This is a genomic window from Psychrobacillus faecigallinarum, from assembly GCF_014836595.1.
GTDB classification, from domain to species: Bacteria; Bacillota; Bacilli; order Bacillales_A; family Planococcaceae; genus Psychrobacillus; species Psychrobacillus faecigallinarum.
Genome location: NZ_JACSQO010000003.1, coordinates 89,995 through 109,218, shown reverse-complemented (window position 1 = coordinate 109,218; position 19,224 = coordinate 89,995). Strand labels below are relative to the sequence as shown.

Sequence of the window (19,224 nt, the reverse complement as noted above, 5' to 3'; positions counted from 1 at the left end):
TAAAGCAAACAAAGAAGACAAAGAAAAACACGAAGGTAAAGCAAACAAAGAAGACAAAGAAAAACACGAAGGTAAAGCAAACAAAGAAGACAAAGAAAAACGCGAAGAAAAAGCAAACAAGGAAGAGAAAGCAAAACACGAAGATAAGCACCAAAAAGGTGAAAAGCCTAAGCACGAAGTGGAAATAAATGAAGCAAATATCAATCATGAAGTAAAAAATGAAAATGAATAGATGACCATGCGTTCGTCGTTTCTGTAATTCAGAGTCGACGAATGTTTTAAAAGGAGGCGCTACCAATGCAGTCTAAAAAAATTGAAGAAGCTTTAAGCGCCCTAAAACGTAACAAAGTTGGTTTGTTTCTTAAGGGCGATCAATTTATTGAGGGAATCTTGTTGAATGTCAAAAACGATTACCTGATCTGTGAAATAACTAATAACGTCTACTATATCTCCCTACATCATATTCTTGCTTTTTCAAAAAATGCTAAGGATAATTTTATTTCCTCTGAAGCGGTACCCTATCTTAACAGTAACTATTTCACGAATACATTAATAGGAATGAAATACAACTGGGTTAAGATTAATAGTTTCAGTAATCAGCAACTAATAGGAGTCTTAAGCAAAATCTATAAAGATTATATCGTATTAGTAAATGATGAAAATCTAATTTATGTGCCACACTCGAGCATATCAAGTGTCTTTAGCAAGATTACTGAAAAACAGATTAGTTTATTTAATAGTAAGGAACATCTTTATGTTGAGCAATCATATATACCTCTTGTTAATAATAGTAGGGCACAGGAAGTGATTAAGATTGATAAACATAATAATAAGCGGGATACAGAAAAACAAAATCTGCAAGAGGGAACATCTGTGAGGCCTATTTTAGGGATAGGCAATTTGGAAGAGAACTTAGAAGAAGCTGTGAACAATACGTTGATGGAACAACTAACAAAAATTGAAATTCTAAATAGTACCGACCAAGAGGAAGGTCCGACTGATTTTGTTCTGGAAGAGAACTTAGAAGAAGTTGTGGACAATACGTTGACGGAACAACTAACAGAAATTGAGATTCTAAATAGTACCGACCAAGAGGAAGGTCCGACTGATTTTGTTCTGGAAGAGAACTTAGAAGAAGCTGTGAACAATACGTTGATGGAACAGCTAACAGAAATTGAGATTCTAAATAGTATCCACCAAGAGGAAGGTCTGACTGATTTTGTTTTGGAAGAGAACTTAGAAGAAACTGTGACGCTAACGGAACAACTAACAAAAATTGAAATTTTGGAGAGAGCCGACCAAGAGGAAGATCCAAATGACTTTAATATAGAAGAAAAACAAGAAGAAGCAACTGATATTGCAAATATAGATCATAAAATTGTAAAAGAAAATACAGTTAGAGCTAATGAAAAGGAAGATTCATTTGTTTATAAAAAAGTTAGGATGCCAAAGTTCAATGACTCGTTACAGCCTAATAGACAAGGTGTACAGCCTATAAGAGAACGATTTTTACGCGCAGCAAATCCCGATAATATTATAAACGAAAGTAAAACTCTTAATAGCGTAGAGCCTATAATGGAAACTAATTTAGAAGAAAATATAACCTCCAAAAAATCCCTGCCTTTTAGATTTATAAAAGCTGAGTCCCAAACTATACATTCCCCAGAAACTGCTGAAGAAAATGATGTATTAATACCAGAAGTAAAAGAAAACGAAAGAGAACAGGACCTGAACGACTTTAATAACTTATTTTATTTTAGGCGTAAAAGGAAAAAAAAAATAAAATTAAAAATGAAAAAAATTAATTTCACCAATGAAAATCTTGAGCACGAAATAATAACTGTACCTGAAACCTCAATTATAAAGTTAAACCCAAAAGAAGAAAGAGCAATTTTAGAAAAACAGTATTATTCTTTAATGAATCATGCAACCAATATGTATGAGCGTCTTCAAAATATAGAATCTGATGCTTTTGAAAAGTATGGGCAAGAAGAAAGCAACCAAAAAGTAATCTACGGAAAACAAACGGAAGACTTCATGTTGGAAAGACAGTATTATGCTTTAATGGAATTTTCGAAAAAGAGATACCAGCAAATAATCGAAGAAAGACTAGGAAATAGAGCCTGACAGGCAACGACAGGAATAAGTAGCGTTTAATAAACGAGGCTCTCCAAATGACTAATGGTGATGAAATATATGAGTTTATGTAACTTACCCTTAAATTTCTCTAAGCTTAAATGTATGATTTTGCTATTTAGATAATAACTAGAAAGGAGGGTTAACCTTGAATAATATTATTCAAAATCTTATAACAGAAGTTGTCGAAATAGAGGTTTCAGGGAAAAAAATGATGAATGGTACGCTCGTAGATTCAGGAAGTGATCTGGTTGTCCTTTTTAATGGGATAGATTTTGTATACATTTCTTTAGAACATATACAGCGTTTTGAAGTAAATATTAATGAAGATGATATTATGGCTCCTACACACGCTCCAACTATCTCTACAGTTGAAGAGGAAAAAGATCTTTCTTTTAGAGAGATTCTTACTCAAGCTAAAGGAAATTACGTTGAGCTGTATGTAACAGATGGACCGCCTATTCATGGATATATTTTAAGTTTGATGGACGATTATATTGAATTCTATTCCCCTGTTTATAAAATAGTATATGTTTCCCTCCGTCACTTAAAGGTGCTTATACCCTACGCTGAAAACGAAAGTCCCTACGGTAAAAACTTTCATAATAGCCTAGTGCAATCGAGTAGGCAGATATTAGCAAGCACATTTAAACAACAAATTGAAAAGTTCAAAGATAAAATTGTCGTGCTTAATGCTGGGGGGAATAAAAGTCATATAGGAAAATTAAACGAAATAGAGGAAAATTTAGTTGAAATTCATGGAGCAAAATTGCATTCGTATTATTTAAATCTAGATCATATTAAAACTTTACACCAAGTTTAAACATAATTAATGTACTTCTACTTAGAATTAAAATTTCACTTGCGAGCCTGCATAACTTCACAAATAGTTATAAATTGTAAGAATAAAACCGTCCTTTATGGCTGACGAGAAAGTATCGACAGCCTATTTTCTATTCTTGTGTATGGGGTAAAAGATAACAGACACTTTTGTGCTTTCTTTTAAATGCTGGATATGTCTTAAACAGCCCACGAGTTGCAACCTGCTCCTGCATGAACAAATTGACAAAAGTTAGTTTTTGAATAGTAAGTTGTCATTTATAAAAATGCTCAAATGTCTATTTTTTTAATAGGCGTTTTTTGTTAAAAAATATATAATTCCAAGCTATAGACAGACATCTTGCTCTTTCTAGAGAAAAGCGAATATACATATATGGAAACGGACAAACATTTATTTTTATTTCGAGAGGAAATGGTATATGCATGAGCTTTCAGATTGGAATCGCCAGTTTGGTGTTCCTAGCAACTATGATTGTCATATTTTGGAGACCAAAAGAGTTAAATGAGGCATGGCCAGCTTCAGTAGGTGCAGCAATTATTATACTTACAGGAATAGTGTCTCAGGCTGACGTTATAGATATTATTACTAAAATTGGAAGTGCCTCTTTAACCATTATCGCAACAATTGTCATGGCTATAATATTAGAAAGCTTTGGATTTTTTAATTGGGTAGCGGCTAGGCTGACAAGCTTGGCAAGGGGGTCTGGACTTCGGTTATATTGGTATATTCAATTATTATGTTTTTTGATGACAATATTATTTAATAATGATGGAAGTATATTAATTACAACTCCAATATTAATCCTCCTCTTAAAAAATCTTCGTTTAAAACCTCGTCAGCAGCTTCCTTATTTGTTAAGTGGAGCTTTAATAGCAACTGCTTCCAGTGCGCCGATTGGAGTAAGTAATATTGTAAACTTAATTGCATTAAAGATAGTTGATATGTCACTTTGGGCACATACGGCAATGATGTTCGTTCCTTCAACATTGGGTTTGTTATTCATGTCTTTCTTAATGTATATTGTCTTAAGAAAAAAACTACCGAAAACTTTACCAAATTCCTCAATGGACATAGAAGAATTCTTTTTCACTAAAAATTTTCATCCGTTCAAAGCAAAGACTTCATTTGAAACAAAACAAAAACGTTCCAAATTTATGTTGAAAATATTAGTATTTGTATTTATTATTCGATGTCTACTTTTTATTGCATCATATTTAACCATACCTATTGAGATTGTCGCAGTACTTGGATCTGCTGTACTATTGTTGTGGAGATGGTATCATTTAAGGACTAGTCCAGTTGATATACTTAAGAAGACCCCTTGGCATATACTTGTTTTTGCATTTTCAATGTATGTCATAATATACGGGTTGAATAATGTAGGATTGACATCACTATTAGTTCAATTATGTGAACCAATTGTAAATCAGGGATTGTTTCAAGCAAGTATTATCATGGGAGGATTAGTATCCGTTCTTTCTAATATATTCAATAATCATCCGGCGCTAATGATTGGAACCATTACTTTAACAGAGATGGGATTAGATCCAATTACTTTAAAGACTATTTATCTTGCGAATATTATTGGTAGCGATATGGGGGCATTATTATTACCTATCGGTACACTTGCCTCACTAATTTGGATGCATATTCTAAAAAGTAACAAGATAAAGGTCTCTTGGAAAGATTATTTAAGCGTAACATTGATAGTCGTTCCAATAACTACAATTGTAACTTTGATATTGTTATTTTTTTGGGTGCAAATAGTTTTTTCTTCTTGAGGTTGAGAAGAGTGTACGCTAAATAATAATGGGTAAGATGAGAATATACTTCTCTAACTTTACTTGAAGGGGTATGTGTCAAAGTGAAAGAATATAGCTTTATATTCACTTTTAGTTTTCAAAATTATTATATCAATCATGCATTAAGTAAATTTATACTAAGGTAGCGGGAAAATACACAGCTAGTTTCCTGCTATACTATACATAAAAATGGAAGAGAACAATCCGAGTAAGCTGGGTTGATTACATAAATGAATAGAATCCATATTTAAAAATGTCTTGTAATCCCATCCAGGAGAATATGGAAATTAGGATAGCTAAAGATGTCATTAATATGGATTCCTTTATATGTTTGATAAGTCGGATGTTTTTTTTAAAATTCAACTTATATTGTCAACATTTCTGCATTCATTTCTATAAGAATAAATAAATAGGATTTCGCTTAATGTCCAATTGATAGGGGAAGTTATTGTATGTATATGTTACTTTTGGGGTAAATGATACTGCATAACTACTATTAAATATGAACTCTAATGGAAGCAGAATATCAATTTTACTTAAAATAAAAGGCATATATGGGATTCCACACATGCCTATAAACTATTTTCTCCTAAACTGGTATTAACCAGTAACCTCTATTTAGTACTTCGGTCATTGATTCTCAAATCATATAAATTGAAGTAATAATATAATAACTCCTAATATAATTGACAGCCAGCCCAAGATTATTTGCTTATAATGATATAGTGCTACGAAACCTAATACAACGGCAGCAATTCCAAGCCAAATCGGATAGAAAAAGTAGCCGACTACCGCTAAGATAATACCTAAAAGACCAAGCCAAAATCCAAAATTATATTCCATTTATAATTCCTCCCTTCATTTCTATAAGAAATATGGTGCTTCTATTCTTATTAATTAGTATATGAAGGGAGTAGTTCAAGATTATAAGCAATATGCTGGGTTAAAATAATTATATGTTTAAAAAAGACGTTCAGAATTCAAAAAGACAAGCATGCTGTAAAAACAACATTCTTGCCTTTGGGTACATATTCAAGCTTTCTTGTAATTTATGGACATCTTATTTTCGTTATTTACCGCCTAAAAGATCAAACAAGCCTCCAGTAATACTACCTTCTCCCTTAGAACCACCACCAGGAGTTTGTGGAGCAGCAGCAAATACTCGGCTAGCTAGACGGCTAAACGGAAGGGATTGAATCCAAACTGTTCCAGGGCCACGTAAAGTTGCGAAGAATAATCCTTCTCCTCCAAATAGAGCAGTTTTAACGCCTTTTACCATTTCTATGTTGTAATCGACTTCTGAAGTCATAGCAACTAGACATCCAGTGTCTACTCGTAATACCTCACCCGGTTGTAAAACTTTCTGGTGAATTGTACCACCTGCATGGACAAATGCTAGACCATCTCCTTCAAGCTTTTGCATGATGAATCCCTCTCCACCAAAGAAACCGGTACCTAATTTACGTTGAAACTCTACTCCTACAGATACTCCCTTAGCAGCAGCCAAAAAAGCATCCTTTTGACAAATGATTTTTCCACGATGCTCGCTTAAATCCATTGGAATAATCTTCCCTGGATATGGAGAGGCGAAGGAAACATGTTTTTTCCCATTACCTACATTTGTAAAGGTAGTCATGAATAAACTTTCGCCGGTTAACATACGTTTACCTGCACCCATTAATTTCCCCATCAGGCCACTTCCGCTGTTGCCAGAGCCGTCGCCAAAGATGGTTTCCATAGAGATTCCGTCCTCCATCATCATTAAGCTTCCTGCTTCTGCAACGACTGTTTCCTGTGGATCTAGTTCAATTTCAACAAACTGCATATCGTCACCATGCAATTTGTAATCTATTTCATGATTATTCATTATATATTTCCCTCCTCATAGTAATTAAATATGTATACGAACAATAAAATAAAAGGTTTCAGCTTTTCAATTTTTCAAATTTTTTAGTTTTTTTAAAGGGTTTTAATAGAAGTTAGAGAATGTAATATTTATGAAACCGTTTTCAATTTATAAGGAAAGAGGTAGGAAAATGAAATTATCAAACTTTATTAATGGGGAATGGCAAGAGGGAGAAGCAACATATACAGCTGTATTGAACCCTGCAAATGGTGAGCAGCTAGCGGAGGTAAGGATGTCTACAAAAGAAGATGTGGACACAGCAGTCAAGGCAGCCGTCAATGCGCAAAAAAAGTGGGCACTAGTTCCGGCTCCAAAGCGAGCAGACTATCTATATGAAATTGGCAGACTAATGAAAGAAAGAAAGGAACATCTTGCCCAAGTGTTGACAAAAGAAATGGGGAAAGTCATTGAGGAAGGTCGGGGAGAAGTTCAGGAAGGCATAGACATGGCCTTTTATATGGCGGGTGAGGGAAGAAGGTTATTCGGTGAAACAACACCTTCTGAGCTAGCAGATAAATTTGCAATGAGTGTTCGAGCACCGATTGGAGTAGTGGGGCTAATAACTCCATGGAATTTTCCGGTTGCGATTGCTACGTGGAAGTCATTTCCGGCAATAGTGGCAGGAAATGCATTTATTTGGAAACCAGCTACTGAAACCCCAATGATGGCCTATGAAATGGCTAAGATATTCCAAGAAGTTGGTTTGCCGCCTGGAGTGGCAAACGTCGTTTTTGGGTCTGGATCAGAAGTAGGGACAGCAATGATTGAACATGAGGATGTCAAGGTTATTTCCTTTACTGGATCTACAGACACTGGAAGTAAGGTGGCAGAACTCGGAGGGAAACACTTGAAAAAAGTGTCCTTAGAAATGGGCGGCAAAAACGCAGTAATTGTTATGGAGGACGCAGATTTAAATCTTGCAGTAGAAGGCATTTTGTGGAGCGCGTTCGGGACAGCAGGACAACGTTGTACAGCATGCAGTAGGGTGATTGTACACAAAGATGTGAAGAAGGAATTGGAGACAATGCTTCTTGAAAGAATGGAGAAGTTGACCATAGGAGACGGCATGGATGAATCCGTTAAAGTAGGCCCAGTTATTAACAAAAATGCCCTAGAGAAAATACACTCTTATGTCCAGATAGGAAAAGAGGAGGGTGCTAATTTAGTAGTAGGTGGAGAAATTTTAGACAATGGTGATTTAGCAAAAGGGAACTATTATGCACCAACTCTATTCTCTAATGTTAAGCCCGATATGAGAATTGCTCAGGAAGAAATTTTTGGTCCGGTTGTTTCTTTAATCGAGGTTGATTCCTTAGAGGAAGCAATCGAAGTAAACAATGGTGTGAAATTTGGTTTATCTAGTTCTATTTTTTCTCGAGATGTTAATAAAATATTTAGAGCGCAGCGTGACCTTGATACGGGTATTGTCTATGTCAATGCAGGAACAACAGGGGCAGAAATTCATCTGCCGTTTGGAGGGACAAAAGGAACTGGAAATGGACACCGAGATTCCGGAGTAGCAGCGTTAGATGTTTATACAGAGTGGAAAAGTATCTATATAGATTACAGCGGAAAGTTACAGAGAGCGCAAATAGACACAGAATAAGGAGGATAATGATATGAAGGTTGCTGTATTAGGTGCAGGTTTAATGGGTAAAGAGGCTGCAAGGGATTTAATTTTGAGTCCAAATGTAGATAAAATTTATTTATGTGATTTAGATGTGGGACAGGCAAATATGTTTAAAGAGAAGATGCAAAATTCTAAGATAGAAGTATTAAGGCTAGATGCAAACGACGATGTCAATTTGATGGAGGTCATGAAAAAGGCAGATGTCGTGATTAACGCATTATTTTATTCGTTCAATGAAAAAGTGGCACGAATCGCAGTAGAGGTTGGCGTTCACTCCATCGACCTCGGTGGTCATATTGGTGGAGCGACAGATGCGGTGCTTTCGTTGGATGAAAAGGCTCGTGAAAAAGGAATAACTTTAATACCGGATCTTGGAGTTGCTCCTGGAATGATTAATATACTTACTGGCTACGGTGCAAGTAAATTAGATGAGGTGACGGATATTCACCTATACGTGGGTGGAATTCCAGTTGAGCCTGAAGGGATATTTAAATACAATATTGTTTTCTCCCTAGAAGGAGTATTCGATCATTACACAGACCCATCGCATGTAATTAGAAATGGCCAACTAGAGGAAATTGCCTCTTTAACAGAAGTTGAGCCAATTCAGTTTGAAGGTTATGAGGAGCTAGAAGCATTCCATACAGCAGGGGGTACATCCACTCTGACTAAATCATTTCCAAATGTCCAAACACTGGAGTATAAGACAATCCGATACAAGGGACACGCTGAAAAGTTTAAGTTATTAGTAGATTTAGGTCTTACTGATAAGAACAAGACGGTAAACGCTGGTGGCAATATTATCAACGTTCGAGAAGTGCTAAAAGAAGTACTTACACCTTCTCTTCTCCTTGGAGACAAAGAGGATGCAGTACTACTAAGAGTTGTTGTAAAAGGGGAAAAAGACGGTGATGAGACAATCTATACGTATGAGATGGCAACCAAAAAGGACCCTCTATCCGGTGAAACTGCTATGGCTCGCGCAACAGCAAACACTATTTCGGTCGTAGCACAAATGATTGGGAATGGTGTTATTAAAAAACCAGGAGTCTCTACACCAGAGCTGATTGTACCAGGGGAGTTATATATTAGAGAAATGGCGGCAAGAGGAGTAGAAATAAAAGAATATGTGGCAAGAGGTGAGAAGATTGAACTTTGAATTCTCAGATGAGCAGGAGCTTCTTCGTAAGACCGTTCGACAATTTGTAGATAACGAAATCATCCCTCATATCGCAAAGTGGGAGGAGCAGGGTGCGTTTGATCCTAAAATATGGAGCCGTCTTTCTGAATTGGGATTGATGGGAGTTTGTATCCCTGAGAAATACGGCGGAAGTGGTATGGACTATAATTCTCTTGCTATTGTGTGTGAAGAATTAGAAAGAGGAGACACTGCTTTTAGAACAGCTGTATCCGTTCATACGGGCTTAAACTCGATGACCTTACTGCAATGGGGAACAGAGGAACAAAAGCAGAAGTATTTGGAGCCACAAGCTAAGGGAGAAAAAATAGGTGCTTTCGGTCTTACAGAGCCTGGAGCTGGCTCCGATGTAGCTGCAATGTCTACCGTAGCTGTTCGAGATGGTGATAATTATATTTTAAATGGGCAAAAAACTTGGATCTCCTTATGTGATGCGGCAGACCATTTTATCGTGTTTGCTTATACCGATAAATCTAAAAAGCATCATGGGATTAGTGCGTTCATCGTGGAACGTACAATGGAGGGCTTTTCTTCCAAGGCCATCAAAGGAAAATATGGCATTAAGTCAGGGAATACCGGGGAAATCTTCTTCGAAAACATGAAAGTGCCTAAAGAGAATCTTCTAGGAGAAGAAGGAGAAGGTTTTAAAATTGCAATGGCTTCTTTAGACAATGGTAGATTTACAGTTGCCGCTGGGGCTGCAGGTCTATCGCTCGCGTGTCTAGAAGCCTGTGTTAAATATGCTAAGGAACGAGAAACCTTTGGGAAAGAGATTGGCAAGCATCAGCTTGTGCAACAAATGATTGCCAAAATGGAAGCCGGTCTTCAAATGAGCCGTCTGCTTGTTTATCGGGTTGGAGAACTTAAGAACAAAGGGGTACGCAATACTAGAGAGACCTCCTTGGCAAAATGGCAGGCATGTGACTTTGCTAATAAGGCTGCTGACGATGCAGTTCAAATTCATGGAGCTTATGGATATTCCGATGAGTATCCGGTCGCTCGATACCTAAGAAACTCGAAGGCGCCTGTCATTTATGAAGGAACAAGAGAAATCCATACAATCATGCAGGCAGAATATGTGCTTGGCTATCGTGAAGATAAAAAGTTAAACAGAATGCTACCGAAATGGCCGTTTGAAGAATAAGAAAAGAGGATCCCATGAAAAGGGATCCTCTTTAGCATATAAGGGGAATGTATAAATAATATTTTTAGAAAAAGAACAGACCTATGCTAATAATGACACCGCTTAATAATAATACAAATACACAATAACCCATGATATCTTTTGCCTTTAACCCGGCAATTGCCAAAGCTGGTAGAGCCCAGAATGGCTGAATCATGTTCGTCCAGGCATCTCCCCAGGCAATAGCCATGGCAGTTTTTGCGTAGTCTAGGTCAAGTGCTGATGCAGCCTCCAACATAATTGGTGCTTGAACAGTCCATTGTCCTCCACCAGAAGGAATGAAGAAGTTAACTATTCCAGCAGCATAAAAAGTGAAGAGGTAAAATGTATGCTCGTTAGAAATGCTTATAAATGCTTCCGAAACAACTCCAGCTAGACCAGAAGCAACCATCATGCCCATGATGCCAGCGTAAAAAGGAAATTGAATAACGATATCTCCAACTGTACTTGCAGCATTTTTAACGGCTAATAAAAAGTTTTTTGGTGTGCCGTGACAGATGATGCCAAGCACAACGAAAATAAGATTAACAATATTTAAGTTTAAGTCAAAGCCTTTAGTAATAAAATGGTTTATCAAATAGACTAGTCCCAGTAGACCGATTAATCCGGTCAACAAATAGCTTCGTTCTAGTCTTGCGGCAGGAGTAGGTTTTTCAGTAGATTTTTCTATTACTACCTCTTCCTCTAGCAAAGAAGGGTCAATAGACAATGTATCTTCCTTGCTTGGCATCATCCATCTGTTTAAAAGAGGTACAGAAATAAATAATGCAATTACAATGATTAAATTATACCGTGTAAATAATGTCTCTGTAGTTGGTATTACGCCCATGATATCGGCAAATGGATGACCCTCGGTTGCAATAGAAAGTGGTATAGAACCAGCTAGACCACCATGCCAAATGATAAATCCTGAATATGCACTTGCAATTAATAGGCGGTAGTCTACATTTTTAACCTGCTTGGCAATTTCCTTGGCAAAAAGTGCCCCAATTACTAAACCAAACCCCCAGTTAATCCAACAGCCAATTAAAGAAACTACTGAAACTAACAAAATTGCTGAGCCTGGTGACTTAGCAATTCTAGCTAAAGAGCTCAATATTTTCTTGAAAAGCGGACTACTTGCCAGTACATGACCAGCTAACAAAACAACAACCATTTGCATAGTGAAAGATAGTAATCCCCAAAAACCATCTCCCCAATATGTTGCCATTTCCAGTGGCGTAGAATCGGTTAAGATTATCCCTAACAAAAATACTAATAGCGTTAGCATTGCAACAAATATGTATGGATCAGGTAGATATCTGACCATTAAAGTGTTTGAAAATCGAGTAAGTGCCTTCAAAATTTTTCCCCCTTTGTTTTTTTACATCCCCCTCTTAATCTATGTTATATGAAAGTAAGAAAATTCTCTATAATTCTAATAACAATATTCGACAAAAAAACAATAAATTTGTATTGTAACTATTTATAAAAAATTCAATCTAATAGTTAAAATAAATGTAAAAGAAAGGAAGCGCGAAATGAAAAAGTGGCTAATATCCTTCATAGCAATAGGGCTTTGTTTAACGGTTAGTACTGTCTGGATTTACTTTTCCAATCAAAAGGTATCAGCGCAAAGTTATGTATTATCCAACCAAATTTTTAAGGCGGACTTTTCGAAGGCTGTCAGTAAAGACGCCTTGGAAAAAGAGGCGGTGTACTTAACGGATAAGTCGGGAAATAAGGTTAAGGCAGCTTATAAGCTGACGAATAAAGGGAAGTCCATTGAAATAACTGGACTCCAAAAAGGTAAATACACTCTTTATGTGGATGAAAAGTATAGGCTAGGAAAAAGTGAATATACATTTGAGGTCCATGAAGCATTTCCTACAGTAAAGTCTCGAGAAGAGTTAGAGGCATATTTTAAGTTAGTGATGGGATCAAGAGAAAACGTAAAACAAGAAACAGCCGAAGACATGGCGATGGAAGCAGAAACGAAATCTACTGGAAGCGGGGGTTACTCCACGACGAACAATCAAGTTGAAGGAGTAGAAGAAGCAGATATCGTCCAGACGAATGGTTCTCATGTATTTGCTATAAGTGAAAATAACGTTGTTGTTAATAGTATTGATGATGGAAAGAATATGAAAATGGAAAATAAGATACGATTTACAGATTCATTCTATCCTAGTCAACTTTTATTGAAGGGGAAAACACTTCTAGTGATTGGGCAAAAGAATGTGTATCATACTTTGGACGCTAGAGATTCTCAATCACGAATAGATCCTGCTTGGGAAAGTATGACTAGTGTTTTTCTATACGATATCTCCAACCCTAAATCTCCAAAGCTAATGAGAGAAATAGCTTCGGAGGGTTATATGAATGGGGTACGTTTAAATGGAGATATTCTTTACCTTGTTTCAACAGTAATGCCAAGATATTGGATGATGAAGGAAAACAAAGACACGGAGTTAAGGCCATTCACGTATGACTCAAAGAATAGTCAAGAAGCTGTACCTTTAGATTATCAACAAATCTCAATCTTACCTGGTTCTTTAGATGGGAATTATACCGTTATTACAGCATTAGATATTTCGAATCCTTTAGTGAATGAGGCTCAGACGAAGAGTTTTCTAGGAGGAAGTCAGCAATTATATATGTCCACAGAAAATCTTTATTTAACCTCAGTCATTTATAAGAATAGAGAGGCCGGAACAAGTAAAAAAATGATATGGAACCCTGGTGAAATGGATACCGAGGTATATAAATTTTCTCTACAGGACACCTCCGTTGAATTTGTTGATTCAGCTAAGCTCACAGGAACAATCCTTAACCAATTTTCCATGGATGAGCATAACGGTTATTTTAGAACAGTCACCACAACAGGTAATCCTTGGGACCAAAGTAATACTTCAGAAAATAATTTATTTATATTAGATAAATCCATGGAAATTGCAGGGTCTATTACAGGCTTAGCAAAAGAGGAAAGAATTTATTCGGCAAGATTTATGGGAGACAAAGCGTATATGGTAACATTCAGAGAAACAGATCCGTTGTTTGTGATTGATGTCGCTGATCCTAATAAGCCCAAAGTGCTAGGCGAATTAAAAATTCCTGGTTTCAGTAATTACCTACATCCATTAGGGGAAAACCATCTAATCGGCTTTGGCTACGAAACAACTTCTTTTGTACCAAATGGTAGCAAGGAGCCTATAATACAGACGGAAGGAATGAAGGTATCCCTTTTTGATGTTAGCGACTTTGCAAATCCAAAGGAAGTGGACACGGAGATAATTGGTGGCCAAGGGACATATTCACCTATTCAATATGATCATCATGCATTGTTCCAACATGTTGAGAAAAATCTCTATGGTTTCCCCGTGGCTATTTATGACAAACTAGAGGGGCAGGAATATAGTAGCTATAAGCAAGATGGTGCAATGATTTACGAAATAACACCGGAAGCAGGAATCATTTTAAAGGCAGAGCTGCTTACCAAAGAAAATCCAGCACAGTTATATGAAGATTGGGAATCCATGATTCAAAGAATTATTTATGCAAATGATTTCTTATATACGATTGCTTTGAAGGAAATGAAAAGCTATAACCTGAACACCTTTAAAGAAATTGGTTTACTTTCCTATTAAGCAGCAATTATAGTTAAAAGGCGATACATCATCCACCATAGAAATTCAAAAGTCCCAAAAATGTAATAAATTTTTGGGGCTTTATTTTTTTCTATTACATTGAACGTCATAAACCAAGTATGTAAGGAACTACTTCCTCACTTCTTTCTATTATCTTGTAGGAACAAATATAGGCGCTAAGCTTTATAGATAAAAGCTCTTTTTCGAAATCTTCTCATTCACCTTTTTTTTGTTAGTAAATGTTATATTAGATTAAACGTTTCTAAAAAGGGAAATTGTAATGTTAGTAGAAGGAGGGTGAGGAGTGTTGAAAACCGATTATGAACTAGCGGTAGAGTGCTGTTTACTTGCTGGAAAATTGATGATGGAAAGTGGGGCAGAGACGTATCGAGCAGAGGATACAATGGATCGAATGGCATTGTCCCAACAATTGACTCAGTCCCAAAGCTTTGTGACCCCGACCGGAATTCTCTTCAGTGGCAAAAATAATCTTCCAACACGATTAGTAAGAGTAAATAATAGAACAACGGACTTAGAAAAAATTGCTCTTGTGAATGCAGTATCCCGCAAGCTAGCCTCCAATGAAATGAGTTTGGAAGAAGCATATATTGAATTAAAAAGAATTGACGAAGACCATAAGATGTATGCTTTTTGGATTCGGATCGCAGCAGCTGCAGTTGCTTCAGGTGCCTTTCTGTGGTTATTTGGCGCTCCTTTAATAGATGTACCTCATGCTATGTTTGCTGGTGGAATTGGCTATGCAGTAGCTAACTTACTGGAAGAAAAAACGAGAGTGAAATTCTTCGCCGAATTTTTTGCAGCACTTATTATCAGTATGATTGCTATGCTTTCTATTCGTTATGGGTATGGTGTAGAAATAGACAAAATTATTATTGGCTCGGTAATGCCTCTTGTTCCAGGTTTGCTAATTACTAATGCTGTTCGTGACTTAATGGCAGGGCACTTTATGTCTGGTCTTTCAAAGGGAGCGGAAGCTTTTCTAACTGCCTTTGCAATTGGAGCGGGCGTAGCATTTATATTATCTTTATAAGGAGGAATGGATATGTATTTTGCAGCACAGGGTATCATAAGCTTTATAGCTGCTGCGGCATTTGGAGTTATCTTTAATGCTCCAAGGAAGTCCCTCGTCTACTGTGGATTAGTAGGAATGGTTGGTTGGCTAGTATTTTCTCTTGTGAGGTATCTCAATGATGATCCAATTATTGCTTCTTTTGCTGGAGCGTTCTCTATCGCATTCGTAGCTCACATAATGGCTAAGAAGTTTAAAATGCCTATGATTATATTTAGTGTAGCTGGTATTATCCCGCTTGTTCCAGGAGGGTCTGCTTATAATGCTATGAGAAATGTAGTGGAGGAAGATTACGGAGTAGCAGTAGAATATGCTGCACTTGCACTAATGATTTCCGGAGCGGTAGCAATGGGGTTAGTGTTCGCAGAAATTATAACGCAGATATGGTTAAAAAGCCTAAAAAGCATGAAAGTGAAAATCTAGTAAGCCGTGAGTATGGTATTCCTTACTCACGGTTTTTTCGATAGCAATATTAAATAATCTTTAAAAATTATATTTCGATAACTAGTGACCTTTTATTTGAGTTATAAAAAAGCCATTTTTCCAATGTTTATTCTCTAAAGAACATTTAACTTGTAACTGATTGGAGCGGCAGGCGACTCCAGTGGGATGATTGAGACAGATAAGCAATAACAAACGACGCGTTAGCGACGGTGTGTTTTTCGTTCACCCCACGGAAAGCGGAAATTTGAATTTTTATTTGCTATTCGTGGCAGTTATAGGCGCATGCGCTTTTCTATTGGATTAGAAGGTGTTTTAGGAATGTGAATTGAATAGAGAAGGTAAGGTTATTAAGTGAAGGAGGAAGTTTATGAAGTGTAGAGTTATAGGAATGTGGGGCGGTTTTCCTAAAGAGAACGGACCTTGTTCGGGTTATTTAATTGAACAGGATGAATTTAAAGTACTATTAGACTGTGGAAGTGGGGTATTAACTAATGTTCAAAAATATGTGGATTTAAACAATATAAATCACGTGCTTTTATCCCATTATCATTACGATCATTTTAGTGATATTGGTGCTTATTTGTTTTCGAGACTAGTTAATACAAAAATTGGTAATACAGATGAGGCATTACATGTATATGGACCAGATGATGAGGAAATGAAACGTAGGGTAGAGGAGATAGAGTACTGCGAGTTCTCCACTATCGATAAAAATAGCGAGTTGCATATTGGTCCCTTTAGGTTCACTTTTATGAGAAATAACCACCCAATTGAAACGTACAGTATTAAAATTGAAAGTGGACATAAAAAGATTGTATATACTTCGGACACTAGCTACACTAGCAAACTAATAGAATTTGCAGCTGATGCTGACCTCTTAATCGCAGAAAGTAGCTTATACGATGGCATGGACGGGAGTGCTTCAGGACATATGACTTCGAGCGAAGCGGGTATGTTGGCTTATCAGTCGAAGGCTAAAAAGGTGATTTTAACCCATCTTCCACATTATGGAGAGTTAGAGGAGCTATTAGCTAGCGCTTTGAATGAAGGAAACCATGCGATTGAATTAGCACGCCCAGGAGTGCTTATTGAGCTATAGTGAAAAAAGGTACTTATGGTTAGGGAACTAAAAATATTTTAGGAAAAGAAAGAGGCCGTGATCAAGTCACGACCTCTTCTGTAAATTTAATAGCAGTATTAAACCTCGTTTAACATAATTAGCCTTTCAACTTCCTCTGCAGTAATAGGCTCGCTAATAAAATAGCCTTGCACCGCATCACAGCCCATTTCACTAAGCAGGTTAAACTGATCCTTGGTTTCAACACCTTCAGCGACAACTATAACATCTAGAGATTGTCCGAAGTGTATTAATCCTTGAATAAGCTGTTGTAGCTTTTTTTGTTGCATAATTGAGCTCACGAAGGATTTATCAATTTTTAGTTTACCAATTGGCAGTAACTGCAAGTATCTTAAAGATGCGTAACCAGTTCCAAAATCATCTAATGCAAAAGTAATTCCTTCTTGATGGAGTGTTTGCATCTGTTGGATAATTTTTTTCTCTGCCTCTGCTTCCAATGCAAACTTCTCAGTAAACTCTATTTGAATCAAGTCGGATGGACAATTATATTTTTTCAATACAGAGCGAACGGTTTTCACCATATTTTTATCTCTGAATTCTCTTATAGAGGAGTTGTAGCTAACTTTTATCCCTAAACCCTTTTGTTTCCATATTGCGGCCTGTTGGCATGCTTTTTCGAGCATAAAAGTGCCAATGTCATTAATAAGGCCCGTTTCTTCAGCGATTGGAATTAGCTCATCTGGATGAATAACTCCTAGAACCTCGTCTTTCCAACGAACTAAAGCTTCTACAGAAGTGACTTTTCCGGTAGCAACATTACGTTGAGGTAGGTACATAACATGAAAATCATTATGATTCAGTGCTTCTATTAATCTCTTTTCAATTTGGAGCGTTCTTGTAAGCTTATGATGGTCTGATTGAGAAAGAGAAGATATAATGCCTCCACCTTCTAGTTTTACCTTTTGAAGAGTTGTATTAGTAGCCTTCAAGAGATGTAAATAGGTTTGTTGATCTTCAGGATATTTAGTGATAGCTCCACTTACTGTAATTGGGATCGCCTTGTTTTCTAAATAAATAGGATTTTGTTTTAAGAAATGTATAAATCCTTCAATATACCAATCGCTTAGAGGAGTGATAATAGCAAAATCATCTCTTCCCGCTCTGGCAATAATTGAATCTTCAAAGTAAATTTTAAGCCTTTTCGTTAGTTCAACCATTAACAATGACTCTGTTTCTACATCCAAAATCTCTTTTAGTGTATAGAAATGGTTGATGCTAATAAAAACAAAGGAAAAGTTTTTCCGTTCCTCAATATGCTCGTTTACAACTTCTTCTAAACGATGTCTGCTCATTAGCCCTGTTTCAGCATCTACGTAAGCAATTTCCTCAAGTCGTGATTGTAATAATTTTTTTTCCGTAACTTCTTCTTCCAAAAGTAGATAGTACAGCGTATTATTTTCAATATCAGTTATAGGAATTGCTAGTAATTCAACCCAATAGTTAGTTCCGTCTTTTGTCATTTTTTCTACGGTGCCTTGGTAGGTATTTCCTCTTTGAATGCAATTCATTACTTCATCTGCCACTGCTATATGCTCGGGTGTATTAGGGAAAAGCTGCCAAAAGGATTTTCCTATGATTCTTTTTGGGGTCCAATTACTTTTCTTCAGGAACAGGTCATTGGCATGCATGATCAGTCCTTCTTTATCCAAATATAGGACCATAAAACTTTGAGAAAGTGCTTTTTTCAGTAAGTCTAATTCAAATGATGCTGTTTGATCAGTATCGTTTATTCGATTGGAATCCAATTGGAATAAAGCATACGTAGCATTGTTAATAGAAAGGGATTTTACTATAAGCGTTGTTTTTAATAACTGCTGGTCTTTTGTGTACAGGGTTACTGGATTAATACGAATTGCTTCTTCCTTCGTCATAATCTTTTCCCACTTAGCTGATAGATGACCGAGAGTATAATCGTTAAAAAAAGGTAATCTTGCACCCTTTACTTCTTCGGAAGTATAACCAAAGTGCTTTTCAGCTTCATAGCCCCACCAAACGATTAGACCATCCTGGTCTGTTAAAAAGGTCGGATATGGTATATGATTCAACACAGCTTCACTTAAATCTAGTTCTTTTGCTTGCAGATACATCGTCAGGCCCCCATAAAAATTATCTATAAGTAATTATACAGAATTTAGAGAATATAGTCATTAGCCTAGAACAATATATTCATAAAAAAAAATAATATAGGTTATATTACCTGTGAAAATATTAAAACATTAATGGAGGGTGA

14 protein-coding genes and 1 pseudogene are annotated in these 19,224 nt (G+C 36.5%); 11 read left to right on the top strand and 4 right to left on the bottom strand.

What is annotated here, in order from left to right:
* From H9650_RS08150 to H9650_RS08135, 4 genes and pseudogenes are all read left to right on the top strand, one after another.
* Positions 1-232: pseudogene (locus H9650_RS08150) on the top strand (hypothetical protein); the annotation flags it as partial.
* 65 nt (positions 233-297) lie between these two features.
* Complete coding sequence (locus H9650_RS08145) at positions 298-2,127, top strand: hypothetical protein (RefSeq protein ID WP_191696963.1); 1,830 nt, start codon at positions 298-300, stop codon at positions 2,125-2,127.
* Between the two features lie 157 nt (positions 2,128-2,284).
* Positions 2,285-2,959: a DUF2642 domain-containing protein gene (locus tag H9650_RS08140; protein ID WP_144539972.1), complete on the top strand. Its 675-nt coding sequence runs from the start codon at positions 2,285-2,287 to the stop codon at positions 2,957-2,959.
* A gap of 440 nt (positions 2,960-3,399) precedes the next feature.
* The gene (locus tag H9650_RS08135) at positions 3,400-4,758 is read left to right on the top strand and encodes an arsenic transporter (protein ID WP_191696962.1); all 1,359 of its coding nucleotides are present in this window, start codon (positions 3,400-3,402) and stop codon (positions 4,756-4,758) included.
* 666 nt (positions 4,759-5,424) lie between these two features.
* Here the strand turns inward: H9650_RS08135 and H9650_RS08130 are convergent.
* Positions 5,425-5,622, bottom strand: a complete 198-nt coding sequence (locus H9650_RS08130; RefSeq protein ID WP_144539968.1) for a C4-dicarboxylate ABC transporter — start codon at positions 5,620-5,622, stop codon at positions 5,425-5,427.
* Between the two features lie 226 nt (positions 5,623-5,848).
* Positions 5,849-6,646 (bottom strand): TIGR00266 family protein, encoded by a 798-nt coding sequence (locus H9650_RS08125; RefSeq protein WP_191696961.1) that lies wholly within the window; start codon positions 6,644-6,646, stop codon positions 5,849-5,851.
* Positions 6,647-6,815: 169 nt separating this feature from the next.
* Between H9650_RS08125 and H9650_RS08120 the strand changes: the two genes are divergently transcribed.
* The 3 genes from H9650_RS08120 to H9650_RS08110 are packed head-to-tail and all read left to right on the top strand — an operon-like array spanning position 6,816 to position 10,657.
* Complete coding sequence (locus H9650_RS08120; RefSeq protein WP_191696960.1) at positions 6,816-8,291, top strand: aldehyde dehydrogenase family protein; 1,476 nt, start codon at positions 6,816-6,818, stop codon at positions 8,289-8,291.
* 13 nt (positions 8,292-8,304) lie between these two features.
* On the top strand, positions 8,305-9,474 hold the full coding sequence (locus tag H9650_RS08115) for a saccharopine dehydrogenase family protein (RefSeq protein WP_144539962.1): 1,170 nt from the start codon (positions 8,305-8,307) through the stop codon (positions 9,472-9,474).
* Entirely contained in the window at positions 9,464-10,657 is a 1,194-nt protein-coding gene (locus H9650_RS08110; RefSeq protein WP_191696959.1) for an acyl-CoA dehydrogenase family protein, read from the top strand. Before H9650_RS08115 ends, H9650_RS08110 begins: the two co-directional genes overlap by 11 nt.
* Positions 10,658-10,721: 64 nt before the next feature.
* Here the strand turns inward: H9650_RS08110 and H9650_RS08105 are convergent, their stop codons facing one another.
* Positions 10,722-12,038, bottom strand: a complete 1,317-nt coding sequence (locus tag H9650_RS08105; RefSeq protein ID WP_144539958.1) for a short-chain fatty acid transporter — start codon at positions 12,036-12,038, stop codon at positions 10,722-10,724.
* A 178-nt stretch (positions 12,039-12,216) separates the two neighbouring features.
* Here H9650_RS08105 and H9650_RS08100 point away from each other — a divergent pair, with 178 nt between their 5' ends.
* From H9650_RS08100 to H9650_RS08085, 4 genes are all read left to right on the top strand, one after another.
* Positions 12,217-14,322 carry a beta-propeller domain-containing protein gene (locus H9650_RS08100; RefSeq protein ID WP_154311610.1) on the top strand — a complete coding sequence of 702 codons (2,106 nt, stop codon included), beginning with the start codon at positions 12,217-12,219 and terminating at the stop codon, positions 14,320-14,322.
* A 304-nt stretch (positions 14,323-14,626) separates the two neighbouring features.
* The gene (locus H9650_RS08095; protein WP_144539954.1) at positions 14,627-15,373 is read left to right on the top strand and encodes a threonine/serine exporter family protein; all 747 of its coding nucleotides are present in this window, start codon (positions 14,627-14,629) and stop codon (positions 15,371-15,373) included.
* A gap of 12 nt (positions 15,374-15,385) precedes the next feature.
* Complete coding sequence (locus H9650_RS08090; protein ID WP_191696958.1) at positions 15,386-15,835, top strand: threonine/serine exporter family protein; 450 nt, start codon at positions 15,386-15,388, stop codon at positions 15,833-15,835.
* A gap of 388 nt (positions 15,836-16,223) precedes the next feature.
* Positions 16,224-16,955: an MBL fold metallo-hydrolase gene (locus H9650_RS08085; RefSeq protein WP_191696957.1), complete on the top strand. Its 732-nt coding sequence runs from the start codon at positions 16,224-16,226 to the stop codon at positions 16,953-16,955.
* A 98-nt stretch (positions 16,956-17,053) separates the two neighbouring features.
* On the opposite strand, the gene H9650_RS08080 is transcribed toward H9650_RS08085, so the two are convergent.
* A complete protein-coding gene (locus H9650_RS08080; protein ID WP_154311606.1) occupies positions 17,054-19,081 on the bottom strand; it encodes a bifunctional diguanylate cyclase/phosphodiesterase in 2,028 nt (675 codons plus the stop codon).
* Positions 19,082-19,224 lie beyond the last annotated feature (143 nt).